16 protein-coding genes and 1 riboswitch are annotated in these 18,743 nt (G+C 65.6%); of the genes, 13 read left to right on the top strand and 3 right to left on the bottom strand.

The window, feature by feature from the left end:
* Positions 1–25 precede the first annotated feature (25 nt).
* The 4 genes from M1E01_RS13460 (at position 26) to gatB (ending at position 5,040) form a co-directional block, all read left to right on the top strand.
* Complete coding sequence (locus M1E01_RS13460) at positions 26–1,510, top strand: CitMHS family transporter (RefSeq protein WP_457972076.1); 1,485 nt, start codon at positions 26–28, stop codon at positions 1,508–1,510.
* Between the two features lie 133 nt (positions 1,511–1,643).
* Entirely contained in the window at positions 1,644–1,940 is a 297-nt protein-coding gene (gene gatC / locus M1E01_RS13455; RefSeq protein WP_457972075.1) for an Asp-tRNA(Asn)/Glu-tRNA(Gln) amidotransferase subunit GatC, read from the top strand.
* A gap of 5 nt (positions 1,941–1,945) precedes the next feature.
* Positions 1,946–3,535, top strand: a complete 1,590-nt coding sequence (gene gatA, locus M1E01_RS13450; protein WP_457972074.1) for an Asp-tRNA(Asn)/Glu-tRNA(Gln) amidotransferase subunit GatA — start codon at positions 1,946–1,948, stop codon at positions 3,533–3,535.
* Positions 3,532–5,040, top strand: coding sequence for an Asp-tRNA(Asn)/Glu-tRNA(Gln) amidotransferase subunit GatB (gene gatB, locus M1E01_RS13445; protein WP_457974967.1), 1,509 nt, complete (start codon positions 3,532–3,534; stop codon positions 5,038–5,040). The genes gatA and gatB overlap by 4 nt, the downstream gene beginning before the upstream one ends.
* A gap of 80 nt (positions 5,041–5,120) precedes the next feature.
* Here the strand turns inward: gatB and M1E01_RS13440 are convergent, their stop codons facing one another.
* A complete protein-coding gene (locus M1E01_RS13440; protein ID WP_457972073.1) occupies positions 5,121–6,029 on the bottom strand; it encodes a LysR family transcriptional regulator in 909 nt (302 codons plus the stop codon).
* 138 nt (positions 6,030–6,167) lie between these two features.
* On the opposite strand from M1E01_RS13440, the gene tdh reads away from it, so the two are divergent.
* The 6 genes from tdh to M1E01_RS13410 all read left to right on the top strand — a co-directional run bounded on the left by tdh (position 6,168) and on the right by M1E01_RS13410 (position 12,636).
* Positions 6,168–7,214, top strand: a complete 1,047-nt coding sequence (gene tdh / locus M1E01_RS13435) for an L-threonine 3-dehydrogenase (RefSeq protein ID WP_457972072.1) — start codon at positions 6,168–6,170, stop codon at positions 7,212–7,214.
* 59 nt (positions 7,215–7,273) lie between these two features.
* Entirely contained in the window at positions 7,274–8,467 is a 1,194-nt protein-coding gene (locus M1E01_RS13430; protein WP_457972071.1) for a glycine C-acetyltransferase, read from the top strand.
* A gap of 84 nt (positions 8,468–8,551) precedes the next feature.
* Complete coding sequence (locus tag M1E01_RS13425; protein ID WP_457972070.1) at positions 8,552–9,658, top strand: NAD(P)/FAD-dependent oxidoreductase; 1,107 nt, start codon at positions 8,552–8,554, stop codon at positions 9,656–9,658.
* 11 nt (positions 9,659–9,669) lie between these two features.
* Positions 9,670–10,881: an amidohydrolase family protein gene (locus tag M1E01_RS13420; RefSeq protein WP_457972069.1), complete on the top strand. Its 1,212-nt coding sequence runs from the start codon at positions 9,670–9,672 to the stop codon at positions 10,879–10,881.
* Positions 10,882–10,973: 92 nt separating this feature from the next.
* On the top strand, positions 10,974–11,783 hold the full coding sequence (locus M1E01_RS13415) for a DeoR/GlpR family DNA-binding transcription regulator (RefSeq protein ID WP_457972068.1): 810 nt from the start codon (positions 10,974–10,976) through the stop codon (positions 11,781–11,783).
* A 70-nt stretch (positions 11,784–11,853) separates the two neighbouring features.
* The gene (locus M1E01_RS13410; protein WP_457972067.1) at positions 11,854–12,636 is read left to right on the top strand and encodes a CPBP family intramembrane glutamic endopeptidase; all 783 of its coding nucleotides are present in this window, start codon (positions 11,854–11,856) and stop codon (positions 12,634–12,636) included.
* A gap of 116 nt (positions 12,637–12,752) precedes the next feature.
* On the opposite strand, the gene M1E01_RS13405 is transcribed toward M1E01_RS13410, so the two are convergent.
* Positions 12,753–13,391: a VOC family protein gene (locus M1E01_RS13405; RefSeq protein ID WP_400479692.1), complete on the bottom strand. Its 639-nt coding sequence runs from the start codon at positions 13,389–13,391 to the stop codon at positions 12,753–12,755.
* Between the two features lie 188 nt (positions 13,392–13,579).
* Positions 13,580–13,694: riboswitch (SAM riboswitch) on the top strand.
* 12 nt (positions 13,695–13,706) lie between these two features.
* Between M1E01_RS13405 and metX the strand changes: the two genes are divergently transcribed.
* The 3 genes from metX (at position 13,707) to M1E01_RS13390 (ending at position 17,726) form a co-directional block, all read left to right on the top strand.
* The gene (gene metX / locus M1E01_RS13400; protein ID WP_457972066.1) at positions 13,707–14,852 is read left to right on the top strand and encodes a homoserine O-acetyltransferase MetX; all 1,146 of its coding nucleotides are present in this window, start codon (positions 13,707–13,709) and stop codon (positions 14,850–14,852) included.
* Positions 14,853–15,080: 228 nt separating this feature from the next.
* Positions 15,081–16,463 (top strand): MFS transporter, encoded by a 1,383-nt coding sequence (locus tag M1E01_RS13395; protein WP_457972065.1) that lies wholly within the window; start codon positions 15,081–15,083, stop codon positions 16,461–16,463.
* Positions 16,464–16,607: 144 nt separating this feature from the next.
* Complete coding sequence (locus tag M1E01_RS13390; protein WP_457972064.1) at positions 16,608–17,726, top strand: zinc-dependent alcohol dehydrogenase family protein; 1,119 nt, start codon at positions 16,608–16,610, stop codon at positions 17,724–17,726.
* An 11-nt stretch (positions 17,727–17,737) separates the two neighbouring features.
* On the opposite strand, the gene M1E01_RS13385 is transcribed toward M1E01_RS13390, so the two are convergent.
* Positions 17,738–18,637: a LysR family transcriptional regulator gene (locus M1E01_RS13385; protein WP_457972063.1), complete on the bottom strand. Its 900-nt coding sequence runs from the start codon at positions 18,635–18,637 to the stop codon at positions 17,738–17,740.
* Positions 18,638–18,743 lie beyond the last annotated feature (106 nt).

Genomic DNA, 18,743 nt, shown 5'->3' with positions numbered 1-18,743 from the left:
GCCGTTCATCACGAAGGAGCCGGCTGTGCTGGTATTACTTGGATTCGCCATGATCGCGGTTTTCATGGTGCTGATCATGACGAAAAAGTTGACGCCAGTGCTGGCGCTAATCATCGTCCCCACCGTTTTCGGGCTTTTCGCGGGCGCCGGTCTCGGCATCGGGGACATGGTCATGGACTCAATGAAGTCCATGACGTCCACCGCCGCCCTGCTGATGTTCGCCATCATCTACTTCGGCCTGATGATCGACGTCGGGCTGTTCGACCCGCTGGTCCGGTTCATCCTGCGCAAGCTGGGCAATGACCCCGCCAAAGTTGTCCTGGGCACCGCGCTCCTTGCTGCGGCCGTGTCCCTCGACGGCGACGGCTCCACCACCTTCATCCTCACCACCGCGGCGATGCTGCCGATCTACCTGCGCCTGAAGATGAGCCCCGTGGTCCTCACCTGCGTGGCCGGCCTGGCTAACGGCACCATGAACATCGTGCCGTGGGGCGGCCCCACCGCCCGCGCCGCCACCGCCCTGAAAATCGATGTCAACGACGTCTTCGTCCCCATGCTCCCGTCGCTGCTCGCCGGCATCGCCGTCGTCCTGGCCTTCGCGTGGCTGCTTGGCATCCAGGAGCGCAACCGCCTCCGTGCTACCCAGCCTGAAATCTGGGGAACGCCGTCTACGGCAGAACCCTTCACGCCTGAAGCGTTCGACGGCGGAACCTCCGGCGGCGGTTCGGGAACCGGCCGCGGACGCAGGGGGAACAACCCCGGCGGAGCCGCCCCCGCCGTCGGCGGTACAGCCGGCTCCGGCGTGGCCGTGCTGGAGCGCACGGAAACCCTCGTTGATGACAGCGACACTGCCATGGCGGACACTGCACTGGACCCCAACCGCAAGACCCTCCGCCCGAAACTGCAGTGGTTCAACCTGGGCCTCACAGTTGCCGTCATGGGCATGCTCATCGCCGACCTCGTGCCCCTGCCGTACGTCTTCATGGTGGGCTCGGCCATCGCCCTGCTGGTGAACTTTCCCCACGTCAAGGACCAGGGCGCGCAGCTTGTGGCACACGCACCGTCGATCGTCGCCGTGGTGAGCATGGTCATGGCCGCCGCAGTTCTCACCGGAGTCCTGACCGGCACCGGCATGGTCGAGGCCATGTCCGCCTGGCTGGTCCAGATCATTCCCTCGGACATGGGCCCGCTCATGGCGGTCATCACCGGCGTCCTCAGCATCCCCATGACGTTCTTCATGAGCAACGATGCCTTCTACTTCGGCGTGCTGCCCGTCCTCAGCGAGACCGCCGCGCACTACGGCATCAGCGCCGCCGAGATGGCCCGTGCCTCCATCACCGGACAGCCCTTCCACATGCAGAGCCCGCTGGTTCCCGCCATCCTGCTGCTGGTTTCCCTGGCCAAGGTGGACCTGGGTGACCACCACAAGAAGGTGCTGTGGCGCAGCGCCGTTGTCTCCCTTGTCATGCTGGCTGTCGGCATGCTGACCGGTGCCATCGGAGTCGGCTAGCCTGTTCTTGCCCGCGGCTCGCCGCGTGGCCTGATGTGCCCGCCTGGGGCCCGCTTGGGGTCTTCAGGCGGGCACTGACGTTTCCCGACTAGACTGGGTTCGGAAAACAATTCGAACTTTGCAGGGGAGATCCATGGCTGCGATCAACCGTGACGACGTCGCGCATCTCGCGCGGCTCGCACACATCGAGATGGGCGCTGACGAGCTGGACAGGATGGCCGGCGAGCTGGCCGTCATCGTAGACGCGGTGAAGTCCGTCAGCGAAGCCGCCGGGGACGACGTACCGGCGACCTCGCACCCGATCCCGTTGAACAACGTGTTCCGTGAAGACATGGTGGGTCACACGTTTACCGCCGAGCAGGCACTCTCCGGAGCTCCGGATGCCGACGAGAACCGTTTCAAGGTCCCGGCAATCCTGGATGAGGCATAGCACAGATGACTGAAAACAACAGCAACGAGCTAATCCGGCTTTCTGCAGACCGGCTGGCCCAGAAGCTCGCCGCCCGTGAGGTAACCGCCGTTGAGGTCGTCCAGGCACACCTGGACCGCATCGCGGCGGTCGACGGCGGTGACCGCGGCGTCAACGCCTTCCTGCACGTCAACGCCGAAGAAGCGCTGGCCGTGGCCGCCGAGGTGGACGCCATCCGCGCCGCCGGAGGGCAGGCTGCCCAGGAGCTGCACGAACTCGCCGGCGTCCCCATCGCCGTCAAGGACCTCATCGTGACCATCGGCCAGCCCACCACGGCCGGTTCCAGGATCCTTGAGGGCTGGTACAGCCCGTATGACGCCACTGTCGTGCAGAAGCTGCGCGCCGCCAAAATGCCGATTCTGGGTAAGACGAACCTGGACGAATTCGCCATGGGTTCCTCCACGGAGCACTCCGCTTACGGCCCCACGCGCAACCCGTGGGACCTGGACCGCATCCCGGGCGGGTCCGGCGGCGGGTCGGCAGCCGCCGTCGCCGCATTCGAAGCGCCGCTCGCGCTGGGCACGGACACCGGCGGATCCATCCGCCAGCCGGGGGCTGTCACCGGTACCGTTGGCGTGAAGCCCACCTATGGCGGCGTGTCCCGTTACGGCGCCATCGCCATGGCCTCCTCCCTGGACCAGATCGGACCCGTGTCGCGGACCGTCCTGGACTCCGCGCTGCTGCATCAGGTCATCGGCGGGCACGACCCGCGGGATTCCACCTCCCTGCCCGACCCGCTGGAGGACCTCGTCGCGGCCGCCCGCACGGGCAACGTTGAGGGCATGAAGATCGGCATCATTAAGGAACTCCACGGCGAGGGCTACCAGGCCGGCGTCGAAAAGCGGTTCAACGAGTCCCTCGAGCTGCTCAAAGAGGCAGGCGCGGAAATCGTCGAGGTTTCCTGCCCCAACTTCAAGTACGCCCTCGGTGCGTACTACCTCATCATGCCGTCCGAGGCGTCCTCCAACCTTGCGAAGTTCGACGGCGTCCGGTACGGCCTGCGCGTGCTTCCGCAGGACCCGCCCATGACCATCGAGCGTGTCATGGGGGCGACCCGCGCTGCCGGCTTCGGCGACGAAGTCAAGCGCCGCATCATCCTGGGCACCTACGCCCTGTCGGCCGGCTACTACGACGCCTACTACGGCTCCGCCCAGAAGGTCCGCACGCTCATCCAGCGTGATTTCGACGCCGCGTTCGCCCAGGCGGACGTCCTGATTTCCCCGACGGCCCCCACCACGGCCTTCAAGCTGGGGGAGAAGCTGGACGATCCCCTGGCCATGTACTTGAACGACGTTGCCACCATCCCCGCCAACATGGCCGGTGTCCCCGGCCTGTCGCTGCCCGGCGGCCTGGCTGACGAGGACGGGCTGCCGGTCGGCATCCAGCTGCTGGCTCCTGCCCGCGAGGACGCCCGCCTGTACCGCGTGGGCGCCGTGCTGGAGTCACTTCTTGAGGAGAAATGGGGCGGCCCGCTCCTGGACAAGGCTCCCGAACTCGCTGTTTCCACGGCTGTTTCCACGGCTGGCGCCCCCTCGAGCCACGGAGGTTCACACTGATGTCCGATGCAATCCTGAGCTTCGAAGAGGCCATGGAGAAGTACGATCCTGTCCTGGGCTTCGAGGTCCACGTGGAGCTGAATACCAAGACCAAGATGTTCTCTTCCGCGCCGAACGTGTTTGGCGATGAGCCCAATACGAACGTTAACGAGGTGGACCTGGGAATGCCCGGCGTTCTCCCTGTCCTGAACAAGACCGCGGTGGAGTCCTCCATCAAGATCGGCCTGGCGCTGAACTGCAAGATCGCGGAATCCTGCCGCTTCGCCCGGAAGAACTACTTCTACCCGGACACCCCCAAGAACTTCCAGACGTCCCAGTACGACGAGCCGATTGCCTACGACGGCTACCTCGACATTGAGCTCTCGGACGGAGAGATGTTCCGCGTCGAAATTGAGCGCGCGCACATGGAGGAGGACGCCGGCAAGCTCACCCACCTCGGCGGCTCGGCCGGGCGTATCCAGGGCGCAGACTACTCCCTCGTGGACTACAACCGCGCCGGCGTGCCGCTGGTGGAGATTGTGACCAAGCCCATCCAGGGTGCCGGGTCCCGGGCTCCGGAACTCGCCAAGGCCTACGTGGCCGCCGTGCGCGAGATCGTCAAGAACCTGGGAGTCTCCGACGCCCGGATGGAGCGCGGCAACGTCCGCTGCGACGCCAACGTTTCGCTGCGCCCGCACGGCCGTGAGCGCTTCGGCATCCGCTCTGAGACGAAGAACGTGAACTCGCTGCGCGCCGTCGAACATGCCGTCCGCTACGAGATCCAGCGCCACGCGGCGGTTCTGGAGTCCGGCGAGCCTGTGGTGCAGGAAACCCGCCACTGGCACGAGGACACCCGCACCACCACCTCCGGCCGCGCCAAGTCCGACGCCGACGACTACCGCTACTTCCCGGAACCGGACCTGGTGCCGGTGGTGGCCTCGCGTGAATGGGTCGAAGAGCTGCGCGCCATGCTGCCTGAACCGCCCGCGGACCGCCGCAAGCGGCTCCAGGCGGACTGGGGCTACTCCGACCTGGAGTTCCGCGACGTCGTCAACGCCGGCGTGATGGACGAAATCGAGGAAACCATCGCCGCAGGCGCCACGGCCTCCGTTGCCCGCAAATGGTGGATGGGCGAGATCGTCGGCCGCGCCAAGAACGCCGACGTCGACCCCGGCCAGCTGGGCATCGAGCCGGCCACCATCGTTGAACTGAGCAAGATGGTGGAAGCGGGCAAGATCAACAACAAGATGGCCACCGAGGTGCTCGACGGCGTGCTCGCCGGCGAAGGCACCCCGGCCGAGATCGTGGAGAAGCGAGGCCTTGCCGTAGTGTCCGACGACGGCCCGCTCCTGGAAGCCATCGATGCGGCGCTCGAGGCGCAGCCGGACGTCGCGGACAAGATTCGCGGCGGCAAGGTGCAGGCCATCGGAGCGATCGTGGGCGGCGTCATGAAGGCCACCCGCGGCCAGGCCGACGCTGGCCGCGTCCGCGAACTCATCCTGGAAAAGCTGGGCGTCAACGCCTGACGCTTTTGCCCCGCCCAACCGGGTCGCAGTAGTGGTCGTTTGAGCCCTTCACAACAACCACTACTGCGACCCAGTTGGGGTTAGGTGTGGACGAGGCTGGCCATGATGTCCTGCAGCGCCTCGCACACCACTGTCACCGAGGCACGCTTCAGGTTCTCCGGGCGGGCCAGGATGTCGATCCTGCGGCGGGTGCTGATCCCCCGCAGCGGACGCAGCACGATGTCCTCGCTCAGCACCGGCCTCGCGGTGTGCCGGGGCAGCAGCCCGATCACGCCGCCGGCTGCCACCAGCGCTGCCACGGTGGAGTAGTCGTTGATGCGGTGCACGATGTTCAGCTCCCTGCTGGAGACGGCGGCGACGGCGGACAGCACGTCCGCGGGGGAGTATCCGGTGCGGCTGGTCACCCACGGTTCGCCCACGACGTCGTCCGGCTCCAAGGATGCCTGCCCCGCCAGACGGTGGCCGGCTGGCAGGGCGACATCCAGCGGCTCGTGCGCGAGGGGTATCACGGCCACCCGTTCCTCAGGCCACCGCGGGCTGTGGTCCATGCGGTGTGCCAGCACCAGGTCGTAGCGCGCCGTCAGGCCGGGGAAGTCGTGCTGCGCCACGTCCTCGTCAAACAGCCGCACACTGGGTTTGTCCGGCCCGTCCAAAAGCCGTGCAAGCGGCGCGAACAGCGCCTGCCCGGCGCTGTGGAAGCCACTGACCGTCACCGGCGCCAGCATGGAGCCGTGGTAGGCACCGATCGCCATGCGGGCGTCGGCCATGGCACTGACCACGGCGGCCCCCGCGTCCGCGAGCACCTGCCCGGCCTCCGTGAGGACGAGGTTCCGGCCCTCTTTGCGGGTCAGCGGCACGTCGACGCTTTTTTGCAGCTGTGCCAGCTGCTGGGAGACCGCGGACGGCGTGACCAGCAGCGTGTCAGCTACTGCCTTGACGCTTCCCAAAGCCCCGAGCTCACGTAACATCTCCAACTGATGGATCTCCATACGCCCATCGTAAGCGTTAGGAAATCCTAAATCGTCGATTGAGAAGAATCGCCTTGTGCTAACGCTTTCCGCGTGGCTCTAATGAAGGGAGATTTCCCCGCATGGCGCTTCCGCGCATGCCAGACCTTAAGGACGCCAATGAAGGCCCTGTACAAAGCCCGCGCCGCTGCCGGATTTGAACTCGTTGACCGCCCGGAGCCCGCGGCCGGCCCCCACGACGTTAAGATCCGCGTCCTGACCACGGGCATCTGCGGCACGGATCTGCACATCCAGTCCTGGGACGCCTGGGCTCAGGGCATCATCCAGACACCCCTTATCGCAGGCCACGAGTTCTATGGCGAGGTCGTGGAGATCGGCGACGACGTCCGGGACGTAAAGGTGGGGGACCGGGTGTCCGGTGAGGGACACATTGTGTGCGGCATCTGCAGGAACTGCCGCGCAGGCCGCCGGCAGATGTGCATCCACACTGTAAGCGTGGGGGTCCAGCGGGACGGGGCCTTCGCGGAATACGTTGTCATCCCCGAGACCAACGTCTGGGTGCACCAGGATCCCTCCGTGACGCCGGAGCTCGGCGCGATCTTCGATCCCTTCGGAAACGCGGTGCACACGGCACTGAGCTTTCCCCTTGTCGGCGAGGACGTCCTCATCACCGGTGCGGGACCCATCGGCCTCATGGCCATCGCAGTGGTCCGCCACGCGGGAGCACGCAAGATCGCCATCACCGACGTGTCCGCCCCCCGGCTGGAACTCGCCCGGCAGCTCGGCGTCGATTTGGCCATCGACGTTTCCAAGACACGCGTCCGGGAGGCGCAGCGGGAGCTCGGCATGCGTGAAGGCTTCGACGTCGGGCTTGAAATGTCGGGCCACCCCTCAGCCCTGCCGGAAATGATCGATAACATGAACCACGGCGGCCGGATCGCCATGCTGGGCCTGCCCAGCCAGTCGATCGAGATCGACTGGGGCAAAGTGGTCACCCACATGCTGACGCTGAAGGGAATCTACGGCCGCGAGATGTTCGAGACCTGGTACGCCATGAGCGCCATGCTGTCCTCGAATCCAGCGCTGCACGCCAACATCTCAGCCGTCGTCACGGATGTGCTGCCGGCGACACAGTGGGAGAAGGGCTTCAACATTGCCCGTTCCGGTGTCGGCGGCAAGGTTGTGCTGGACTGGTCGGAATTCTAAGAAACCCAGCAACAACGAAACAACCAAAAACGAAACTCCCAAGAGTCGAGGAACCACGCATGTACTCAGCAATCAAAGACCAGCTGCGCAGCGAACTGGACGACATCCGGGCTGCCGGCCTCTACAAGACCGAGCGGCACATCGATTCCCCGCAGGCCAACCGGATCTCGGCGGGCCAGATCGGGCAGGAAGCCGCGCCTGTACTGAACTTCTGCGCCAACAACTACCTCGGTCTCGCGGACCACCCGGACATCATCGCCGCAGCCAAGACCGCCATGGATGAACGCGGCTTCGGCATGGCCAGCGTGCGGTTTATCTGCGGCACCCAGGACCTCCACCTGCAGCTGGAATCCAGGGTTTCGAAGTTCCTCGGCACCGAGGACACCATCCTGTTCTCCAGCTGCTTCGACGCCAACGGCGGCGTCTTTGAATCGCTCTTTGGGCCCGAGGACGCGGTGATCTCGGATGCGCTGAACCACGCGTCGATCATCGACGGAATCCGTCTGTGCAAGGCGCAGCGCTACCGCTATGCCAACCAGGACATGGCCGACCTCGAAGCGAAGCTCCTCGAGGCCAAGGACGCCCGGCGCAAGGTCATCGTCACGGACGGCGTGTTCTCCATGGACGGCTACCTCGCGCCCCTGGAAGCCATCTGCGACCTCGCCGAAAAATACGACGCACTGGTCATGGTGGACGACTCCCACGCCGTGGGTTTCATGGGCGACACAGGGGCGGGAACTCCGGAACACGCCGGCGTGTCCCACCGCGTGGACATTTTCACCGGCACCTTTGGCAAGGCCCTCGGTGGGGCCTCCGGCGGCTATGTTTCCGGACGCGGTGAGATAGTGGCGATGCTGCGGCAGAAGGCCCGGCCCTACCTGTTTTCCAACTCGCTGGCCCCCGCCATCGTGGCCGCCACCATCAAGGCCCTGGATCTCGTGGAGACGTCCGCCGAGCTGCGCGCCCGGCTCTTCGAGAACGCCGGGCTGTTCCGGCGCCGGATGACGGAGGAGGGCTTTGAACTGCTCGACGGCGAGCACGCGATCGTTCCGGTGATGTTCGGCGATGCCGTCCTGGCTGCGAAAATCGCGGACCAGATGCTCCAGCACGGCGTCTTCGTGACCGCTTTCAGCTTCCCCGTCGTGCCACGGGGCGCCGCCCGCATCCGCGTGCAGCTGTCGGCTGCGCACAGCACCGACGACGTCGAAACCTGCGTCCAGGCATTCGTGAAGAGCCGCAACGCCGTCGGATAGGTCTTGCAGTGGCGAATAGCTCCTGCACAGGTGAATAGCTTCTGCACTGGCGAATAGCTCCTGCCCATCTGTAAGGATGGAGCCATGGCAGCAACCTATGACGTGGTAATTGTTGGCGGCGGGATCGCCGGTTTGTCCCTGGCGTCGGCCCTCGACGGGCGGTGCAGGGTGGCGCTGGTCGAAGCCGAGCACCAGCTGGCGTATCACACGTCCTCCCGCTCGGCACGGCAGCTGATCCCCAGCTACGGCCCGCCCGTCGTCCAGGAGCTCACCATCCGCACACTGGAGCTCATCGCAGAGCGGGACGCCGGCCTTCCCGAGCCGGTCCTCGCGCCGCGGAGCTTCATGCTCATCGGTGATGAGGAAACTGTTCGGGCTGAAGCGAGCGGACAGATGCGCATGATCAGCCACACTGAAGCCCTCGGGCTGTGTCCGGTCCTGGCGCCGGATGCCTTCTCCGCGGCCGGCCTGGACACCGGTTCCTTCGCCTGCAACGCACCGCTCCTGTTGGAGGAACACCGAGCGCGTGCCGAGGCCGGAGGGGTGGACATCTTTACCGGGGCCGGGCTGCATTCGGCCCAGCGCCTCGGCAGCGGCTGGGAGATTGGCGCCGGTCAGGAAGCCTTCCAAGCCGGTGTCCTCGTCAACGCAGCTGGGGCCTGGGCAGACGATGTAGCAGTTGTATGTGGCGTGGAGAAGCTCGGACTCCAGCCCTACCGCCGCACTGCGGCGATTGTCGCCGTCGAGCGTTCCCTGCCTGAGGGCGCCCCGATGGTGGCGGCGGCGGACCACTCCTTCTACTTCCGCCGGGAGGGTGCGGACGTGCTGATCTCACCGTCCGAGCATGTCGCCAGCGCAGCAGAGGACGCACGGCCCTTCCCGGGCGACGTGGAGCGGCTCATTGCCCGCCTCAACACCCTGACCACGGTGGGGATCAACGCTGTCCGGACAGCTTGGACGGGGCTGCGCACTGAGGCGGCGGACGGCATCCCGGTGGCAGGATTCGACGCCGAAGCTCCCGGTTTTTACTGGCTCGCCGGCCAGGGCGGGTACGGATTCCAGACCTCCGCTGCGATGGCCGAACTCGCTGCTGCCCAAATCCTTGCTGGCTTGGGATCTGATCCGGGAAGCAGTCCGGAATCCCGGACGGCAGACGCTCTGGCTGCGACGCGCTGGTCCATCCGGCGCTGAAGAATGGAGCCATGAGCATCCTTCTTACCAACGTCGGCGAATTGATGACCCAGGACCGGGAGCAGCGAATTCTTCGGAACGCCGCCCTCGTGATCGAGGGGGAACGGATCGCGTGGCTGGGACCCGTTGAGGAGGCTCCGGCAGCAGACGAGGTTTTCGACGCCGGCGGCCGGGCGCTCCTGCCAGGCTGGGTGGATTCCCACACCCACCTGATCTTCGCGGGCGACCGCACCGCCGAGTTTGAGGCCCGGATGGCGGGGGAGGAGTACAGTGCGGGCGGCATCGCCGTCACCACGAAGGCAACGCGCAGCACGGGGGACTATGACCTGACGCGGCTTGCGCTGGGCCGGGTGGCGGAGGCGGTGTCGCAGGGCACCACCTACCTGGAAACCAAGACCGGGTACGGCTTGGACGTGGAGCAGGAAGCTCGGAGTGCACGGATCGCGGCCACGGTGGCAGACGAAGTCACCTACCTCGGCGCACACCTGGTGCCCGCCGGCGTGGACGCTGACGTTTACACAGATCTCGTCTGCGGCCCGATGCTGGATGCCGTCCGCCCCTATGCCTCGTGGGCTGACGTGTTCTGCGAGCGGGGAGCCTTTACCGAAGCACAGTCGCGGCGGGTTCTGCAGGCGTGCCGCGACGCTGGCCTCGGGCTGCGCGTCCACGGCAACCAGCTGGGCCCCGGGCCGGGAGTCCGCCTCGCTGCAGAGTTCGGTGCCGCCAGCGTGGACCATGTGAACTACCTGTCCGGCGAGGATGTCGATGCCCTGTCGGCCAGCTGGTCCGGCTGGGACGCGGCGGCGGGTTCCGGTGTACGCGGCACCGTGGCGACCTGCCTGCCGGCCTGCGATCTGTCCACCCGCCAGCCCCTCGCACCGGCGCGGCGCCTTTTGGATGCCGGCGTCCCGGTTGCGCTCGCCTCTAACTGCAACCCCGGAACGTCCTACACGAGTTCCATGGCATACTGTGTGACCACCGCTGTGCTGCAGATGGGACTCAGCGTCCACGAAGCCGTCCGCGCGGCGACGTACGGGGGCGCCCTCGCCCTGGGGCGCGAGGCCGGGAACGACGTCGACGGCGAGCGGGCGGTAGGGTCGGTCGCCGTCGGGCACCGGGCTGACCTGCATCTGCTCAATGCCCCGTCAGCCACGCACCTTGCCTACCGGCCCGGAATGCCGCTCACGCACGCCGTGTGGCGGGCGGGAGTCCGCGCCCGCTAGCCGATAGAACTGGCGCTATGTGATTTTTTAGGGTCTGTTAGAATCAGAAAACGTCATTTTGTTGACGTTCGGATCCTCGAAAGGCCCATGCATTGACCCGCACCGACCGTCTGACGGCAATACTGGACCTCCTTGCCGAAACGGGGCAGGTTGAGGTGGAGGAAATCGTCACACGGCTAGGGGTTTCGCCCGCCACCGCCCGGCGCGACCTGGACAGCCTGGCCAAGCGGCGGCTGCTAACCCGCACCCGGGGAGGGGCCACCACCGGAGCACTGGCCTACGACCTTCCTGGGCGGTACAACCGGGACGACCACGCGGCTGCCAAACAGCAGATTGCACTGGCGGCGTCGGCACTGATCTCCCCGGGCATGGTTATCGGACTCTGCGGCGGCACCACCAGCACGGCCCTCGCCCAGATCCTGGCGACGCGTGAGGACATCAATGCGCCCTCCAACCAGCCCACGCTCACGGTGGTCACCAATGCCATCAACATTGCCGGCCAACTGGCGGTGCGGCCGAACATCAAGGTCATGGTGACGGGCGGCGTCCTGAACCCGCGCTCCTATGAGCTGGTGGGGCCCTACACGGACATCATCATGCAGCGGGTAGTGCTGGATATCGCCTTCATCGGTGTGAACGGCATCGATCCGGTGGTGGGGCCCACCAACACTGGGGAGGGCGAAGCCTCGGTCAACGCACTGCTCGCCAGCCGCGCCAGCATGTCCTACGTCCTAGCCGACTCCTCCAAAGTGGGACGCCGCGCCTTCGCCACGATGGACGGCTATGAATTCACCCGGCTGATCACCGATTCCGGTATCTCGCCTGAGGACAAGGCCGCCTTCGAAGCAATCGGCACGGAAGTTATCGTAGCGCCGGAAACGCCACGGACCCGGCTGGCTTAATTCGGCCGGCGGACGCAGGCGGAGCGTGCTTCAACAGGAAAGTACGAGCAACTGAAGGCAAGATAGGAACATGCTGGTTCCCTCCCGCCGTCGTCTGCGGATCGAAGTCTGGATCGTCCTGGGGCTGTCACTGGGGCAGTCAGCGGTGTACTCAGTAGTGCAGCTGCTGGACAAGATGACCCGGGCACCCCTGGCCGAGGGCACCTCCACGCTGAACCGTTCCCAAAGCACCCGCGAGTATTTCGACCTGACGTACCAGCTCCTGGACATCATCTTCGCGCTGGTGCCGGTCCTGCTTGTCATCTACTTCATGACCGAGCAGAGGCAAACGAAAACCGGAACGGGCTATGAGAGCGGCTCGGCATTCCACAGGCTGGGTTTCGATCTTGCCCGCCCCGGACGGGATCTGCTGCAAGGGCTGGGCCTGGCGGCCCTGATTGGCATTCCTTCCCTGGGCCTGTATGCGGCAGGGCGCGCGCTGGGCATCACCACAGCCATTATCCCCAGCGCCCTGGACGCCTACTGGTGGACCATCCCGGTCCTGATCCTTTCGGCCATGCGGCATGCCATCGTGGAGGAAGTCATTGTGGTGGGCTATCTGCTGGACCGCTTCGGAAAGTTCGGCTGGTCCCTTCCGTTGGCCATCTTCGCCAGTTCCATGCTCCGCGGCAGCTACCACTTGTATCAGGGCTTCGGGCCGTTCATCGGCAACGCGGTCATGGGCGTGCTCTTCGCCTGGATCTACACCAGGACGCGCAGGGTGATGCCGCTCGTTGTGGCGCACGCCCTGCTGGACATCGTGGCCTTTGTTGGCTTCAGCCTGTTTGGAAAAGCCGTCGGACTGGGCCAGTAAATGATTCGGCCGCCATCGGCGGGTGGCGACGTTGGCACCCGCTGATGGCGGCCGAAGTGTGGTGGCAGCAAGCTGCCAGGCTTCCGGGATGGTTACTGCATCAGACAGTTACTGCATCAGATAGTCACAGCGCCGGCGGCGGTTTCGAACGTGACCGACAGGATGCCAGGGGTTCCGTGCGGAGCCACCCAGTTCACCGCCACGTCCTCGAGGGGCCTTTCCACGGGCTCGCCGAGCCATTCCGTGACACGTTCGGCCGAGCCGGCGATGGTAAGGCTGGACATCTTGACGTTGCTGTCATAGGCGTTGGACGGGTGCAGCGAGGGGTCGCCTTCCCACTTCAGCATGTACGGGACCTGCGGGTCCGCAATGAGCCCCAAAATCCCGATTTGCTTCCAGATGAGTTCGCGGCCGTCGGGGAACTTGCGGTTGCCATTGACGGCGGCGCGTCCGAGACGCTCCTCAAATGGGGCAAGGTCGTCCACTTCGACGCACCAGCCCATCCAGCCGCCGCCGGCGGCCGAGCGGGCCCGCACAGCCTGACCGAAAGGCGCCTTGTCCGACGCCGGGTGGTCCAGGACCTCCACGACCTCAAGGTATTTGTGCCCGGCGAGCGGGATAATCATGTTTCGGGTCCCGAAACGGGGGTGTACTCCACCCTTTACGGCTTCAACGCCGAGGGCGGACGCGATACGTTCAGTGGTGGCAGCCAGGCCATCGTGTTCACAGGCGTAAGAGACGTGATCCATGCGCATGCCCTCATCTTGGCATCTTGTGACGCGGCTCTCAGCTAAGGGTTGCCTAACACCCGTTGAAGCCCTTACGAAGCGTGGATTCCAGTGGTCCTTCCGTGCCGCACCTACCCCTGGAGCTTCGGTTCAGGGAGTCACATAGGCGTCATAATCTTCGCGAAGGCGGCCGCCCGTTTCGTAAGCTGGTTCAAGGTCATGAGTGCCAGCAACAGCCCCGGCTTGCTGGCCGGCAACCCTCCTTCCGCGGCGGGGTGCCCCGGGTGAAGACCTGGCCCGCGGTCAACTGGCGGCAGGCAAGCGCGTAGAAGAGGTATCCCAATGACGATCTCGGCAACCCGTACCGACGCGTCTGGCAGCACTATTTCGGAGGGGTCTGCACTCGACGGCACGCTCCGGTACGCAAACATCGGCAGCCTCAAGCTGGAGGCCGGCGGCTTTCTCCCGGAGGTCACCCTTGCCTACGAAACCTGGGGGACACTTAACGCAGACGGCTCCAACGCCATCCTGGTGGAGCATGCCCTCACCGGGGACACCCATGTGACTCGCGGCCAGGCAGGTGCTGAAGAAGGCTGGTGGGAGCAGCTGGCGGGCCCGGGCGCACCGGCGGACACCAACAAATTTTTCGTGGTCTCCATTAACATCTTGGGCGGCTGCTACGGATCCACCGGGCCGTCGTCGGAAGCTCCAGACGGCAAGCCGTGGGGATCCCGGTTCCCCCTGGTGACCCTCCGCGATTCCACAGCTGCCGAAGCGCGCCTGGCAGACCAGCTGGGCATCAGCAGCTGGTTCGCGGTCCTGGGTGGTTCCATGGGCGGCGCCCGGGCGCTGGAGTGGGCGGTCAGCTACCCGGACCGGGTTCGGCGTTGCGGCGTAATTTCCGTGGGTGCGAGCAGCACGGCCGAACAGATTGCCTTTGCGCAGGCCCAGACCCTCGCCATCCGCCAGGATCCCAACTTCAACGGCGGCGACTATTACGGGGGGCCGCTGCCTGAGGCCGGCCTGGCGCTCGCCCGCCGGATCGCCCACATTACGTACCGTTCGGCGCACGAGCTGGACTTCCGCTTTGGCCGGAACGCCCAGGGCAACGAATCCCCGCTTCAGGCTGATGCCCTCGGAGCCCGGGGCCGGTACCAGGTGGAAAGCTACCTGGACCACCAGGGGCACAAGCTGGTCCGCCGCTTCGATGCCAACAGCTACATTGCCCTGACCGAAGCTCTCATGAGCCATGACATCTGCCGCGGACGGGGGACGCTGAAGGAAGCGTTGGCCCGCACGACCGCCGATTTTTTTGTCGCCGCCGTCGATTCCGACCGGCTCTACTTCCCGTCGCAGTCCTGTGCGCTCGCCGAGGCCCTGCCCGGGGATGTGGACGTGCACGTCATTGAAGCCCCCATCGGCCATGACGGCTTCCTGACGGAGATCGGGCAGCTCAATGAGCAGCTGCGCGCACACCTGTTGGACTGACCACCGGCCGTGCGCTTTTGAACGGGGCCTAACACGCCCCTACTGGCGGGTAGGGGAACGCGCTGGTGTGCATTTTTGCAGATGCGTTCTGCACTAATTGTCGTTGAGCCTGCCGGCAATTGCAGACCATACTCATGTGAATCGGTGTTTCGTGGTGTACCTCACACGCGTTCGCCAAAGACTGGTCCCAGTGGTGTCGCGTCGACGAAGACGCCTAAGGAGTGATACATGAGTACGGAAAACTCCGCCGCAAGGCGCGTAGAGGAAACCGATATTAAGGCCTCGGGCCTGAGGAAAGTCGTCACGGCCTCCATGGCCGGCACGGTGGTTGAGTGGTATGAGTTCTTCCTCTATGCCTCTGCAGCAACCCTGGTGTTCGGCAAGATGTTCTTCCCCAATTCGGGCACGGAACTGGACGGCATCATCGCCGCATTCGTGACCTACGCGGTGGGGTTCGTGGCCCGTCCCATCGGCGGCATCGTCTTCGGCCACTTCGGGGACAAGTTCGGCCGCAAGCAGCTGCTGCAGCTGAGCATCATCCTGGTGGGCGTCGCCACCTTCCTCATGGGCTGCCTGCCCACGTTTGCGCAAATCGGCTACTGGGCTCCGGCGCTGCTGGTCTTCCTGCGCTTCGTTCAGGGCTTCGCCGTCGGCGGGGAATGGGGCGGCGCCGTGCTGCTCGTTGCCGAGCACAGCCCCAACAAGTCCCGCGGTTTCTGGTCCAGCTGGCCGCAGTCCGCCGTTCCCATGGGTAACCTCCTGGCGACCGGCGTGCTGTTCACCCTGTCGTCCACGCTGTCCCAGGAAGCTTTCCTCGGCTGGGGCTGGCGTATCGCCTTCTGGCTGTCCGCAGTGATCGTGATCGTCGGTTACTACATCCGCACCAAGGTCCAGGACGCCCCGATCTTCATCGAGGCCCGCAAGGAAGTCACAGTCGAGAAGAAGGGCTACGGCGTGGCGGAAGTCTTCCGCCGCTACCCGCGCGGTGTCTTCACTGCCATGGGCCTGCGCTTTGCCGAGAACATCCTGTACTACCTCGTCGTGACATTCTCCATCACCTACCTGAAGGTCGTCGTCCAGACGGACACGTCCCGGATCCTCCTGCTGCTCCTGGTGGCGCACTTCATCCACTTCTGCGCCGTCCCGCTCGTCGGCAAGATGTCCGACGCCTTCGGCCGCCGACCCGTCTACATGGCAGGCGCCGTCCTCGGCGGGACCTGGGGCTTCTTCGCCTTCCCCATGATGGACACCGGAAACGACATCGTCATCCTGGCCGCTATCACAATTGGCCTGCTGTTCCACGCGCTTATGTATGCAGGGCAGCCCTCCATCATGGCCGAGATGTTCCCGACCCGGATGCGCTACTCGGGAGTTTCCCTGGGCTACCAGGTGACCTCGATCGTCGCCGGTTCGCTGGCACCGATCATCGCCACCGCACTGCTTAGCAACTTCAAGTCCTCCACTCCGGTGGCGCTGTACCTGCTCGGAGCCTGCATCGTGACCGCTGTCTCGGTATTCTTCCTCAAGGAAACCCGCGGCATCTCGCTCCACGACGTGGATGCCGCAGACGCCAAGGGCACCGCGGACCTTCTGGCGGCCGCCAAGAAATAGCGGCCAGGAGCCGGCATCACAGAAGTGGCGCAACGACCCAAGCGCCAGCACCTTATGCGACAAAACCGCAGACCAGCTGCCCGGACCCGCGACCACGCGGCCCGGGCAGTTGGCGTCGCACCTCAGGCGAAGTCAGGAATTGCAATGAAAGCAGCTGTCCTTTATTCCACCGTCGGCTCCGGAACCAGCTATGCGGAAGCACATCCGCTCCGTGTTGAGGAGCTGGACCGGCCGCAACCGCGTGCCGGGGAGCTCGGCATCGCCATCTCCTACTCAAGCCTGTGCCACTCGGACCTTTCTGTGGTGGACGGTTCCCGCGTCAGGCCGCTTCCCATGGCACTGGGACACGAGGCCGTCGGGCGCGTAGAAGCAGTCGGGGAGGGGGTCGAGGATGTCTCGGTGGGCGACCACGTTGTCCTGGTGTTCGTTCCGAGCTGCGGCGCGTGCCGTGCCTGCAAGGCCGGGCGGCCGGCGCTGTGCCACCGGGCGGCGGAAGTCAACGGCTCGGGTGACCTCCTGCACGGGGAGGCGCTGCTGCGCACGCCAACGGGGGAGCGGATCAACCACCACCTGGGGGTCTCTGCCTTCGCAGACTACGCCGTGGTTGCCCGCGAATCGGCAGTGGTCATTGACGACGACGTCCCCGACACGGTTGCGGCCATGTTCGGTTGCGCTGTACTCACCGGAATGGGTGCCGTCATGAACACCGCCGCGGTCCAGGCAGGGCAGTCTGTGGCCGTTTTCGGGTTGGGCGCCGTTGGCCTTTCCGCTGTCATGGCGGCCGCGCTTGCCGATGCATCCGCCGTGATCGCCATTGACCCGAACACGAGCAAGCATGAGCTCGCCCTGAAATGCGGGGCGACCGCCGTCGGCACGCCTGAGGACGCGGCCCGGCTGATTGCGGATGCCACCGGCGACGGTGTGGACACAGCCATCGAGGCAGTGGGATCCGCCCGGGTGATCGCGTCCTGCCTCGAGCACGTGACGCGTGGTGGGGCGGTGGTCTCGGTCGGCCTGCCGCATCCCTCCGCAGAGCTCACGGTGCCCGCCCTGCAGTTCGCCGGGGCCGGCAAGCGCCTGCTCGGCTCGTACATGGGCGATGCCGTGCCGGACCGGGACATCCCGCTGTACCTGAAGTATTGGCGGGAGGGCCGGCTGCCCGTTGGGCTGCTGCACACCGATACGCGGCCGCTGGCCGAGATCAACGAGGGCCTCGACGCGCTGGCCGCCGGTTACGTGGTGCGGCGGCTCTTCCGGGCCTGAGGTCCTTGGGCTCAGGCAGCCAGGAGACTCTGACGCCCGTCCGCCTCTTCCTTCAGCGCTGCGATCACGGCCTGCACCCGGGCGGAGCGCAGCGCCTCGGGCCGGGCCACCGCCCAAATCGGCACCTGGCGCTGGAAGTCGTCCGGGAGCACCGGAACGAACTCCGGATTTCCTGCCACCATGAAATTCGGGAGCAGCCCGATGCCCGCGCCTTGGCGCACTGCCTCGATCTGGGCAAAGACACTCGTGGCCTGAAAGCTGGACTTCGGCATCGGCAGCTGGGAAGAGCGGTGGCCAAGCTCCGCCACCTGAAGCGCCGATTCGACGTAAGAGACGAAGCCGTGCTGCCCCAGGCCGTCGAGCGTTTCCGGAAGCCCCCGCTCCGCGGCGTAGCCGGTGCTCGCGTAGAGCCTGAGGAAGTAGTTCGTCAGGAAGATCGGCTGCGCGTTGCTGACCTCGTTCCGGCCCACCACCACTTCAAGGTCCACCCCGGACCTGTTCTGGCTGACCTTGCGGGTGGCGCTGAGCATCTCCACATTCAGCAGCGGGTGCCGCTGCTGAATGTGGACCAACGCGGGCGTCACAAACTCGGCGCCGAAGCCGTCCGACGTGCTGATACGCACCAGTCCGGACAGGGCATCACATTCCTGGCCGATGGCGCCAGCCAGTGACCCCAGCGTTTCCTCAATCGCTTCAGCTGCGGCAACAGCTGACGTCCCCAACTCGGTGAGCTCCCACCCGTGGGGGCTGCGCTCCAGCGTGCGTCCGCCCAGCTGCTTGTCGAGGGCAAGGATCCGGCGCGAAATCGTGGTGTGCGTCGTGCCCAGCGTTTCGGCGACGGCGTTGAAGCGCCCCAGCCGGGCCACGGTCAGCAAAATTAGCAGGTCGTCCGGGCTGGGAAGCCGCTGCATGCGGTGCCTTTCTCTCATGTGCATTGGTGCACATACCGTCTGTGATTTTTTCCCTTGATTGCACTGTAGCAGGGTGTGATGGTGGACACAGACCTTCCGGCCGCCC

The sequence above is a fragment of the Arthrobacter sp. D1-17 genome (genome assembly GCF_054130535.1).
This window is presented reverse-complemented; position numbering and strand designations above follow the sequence as displayed.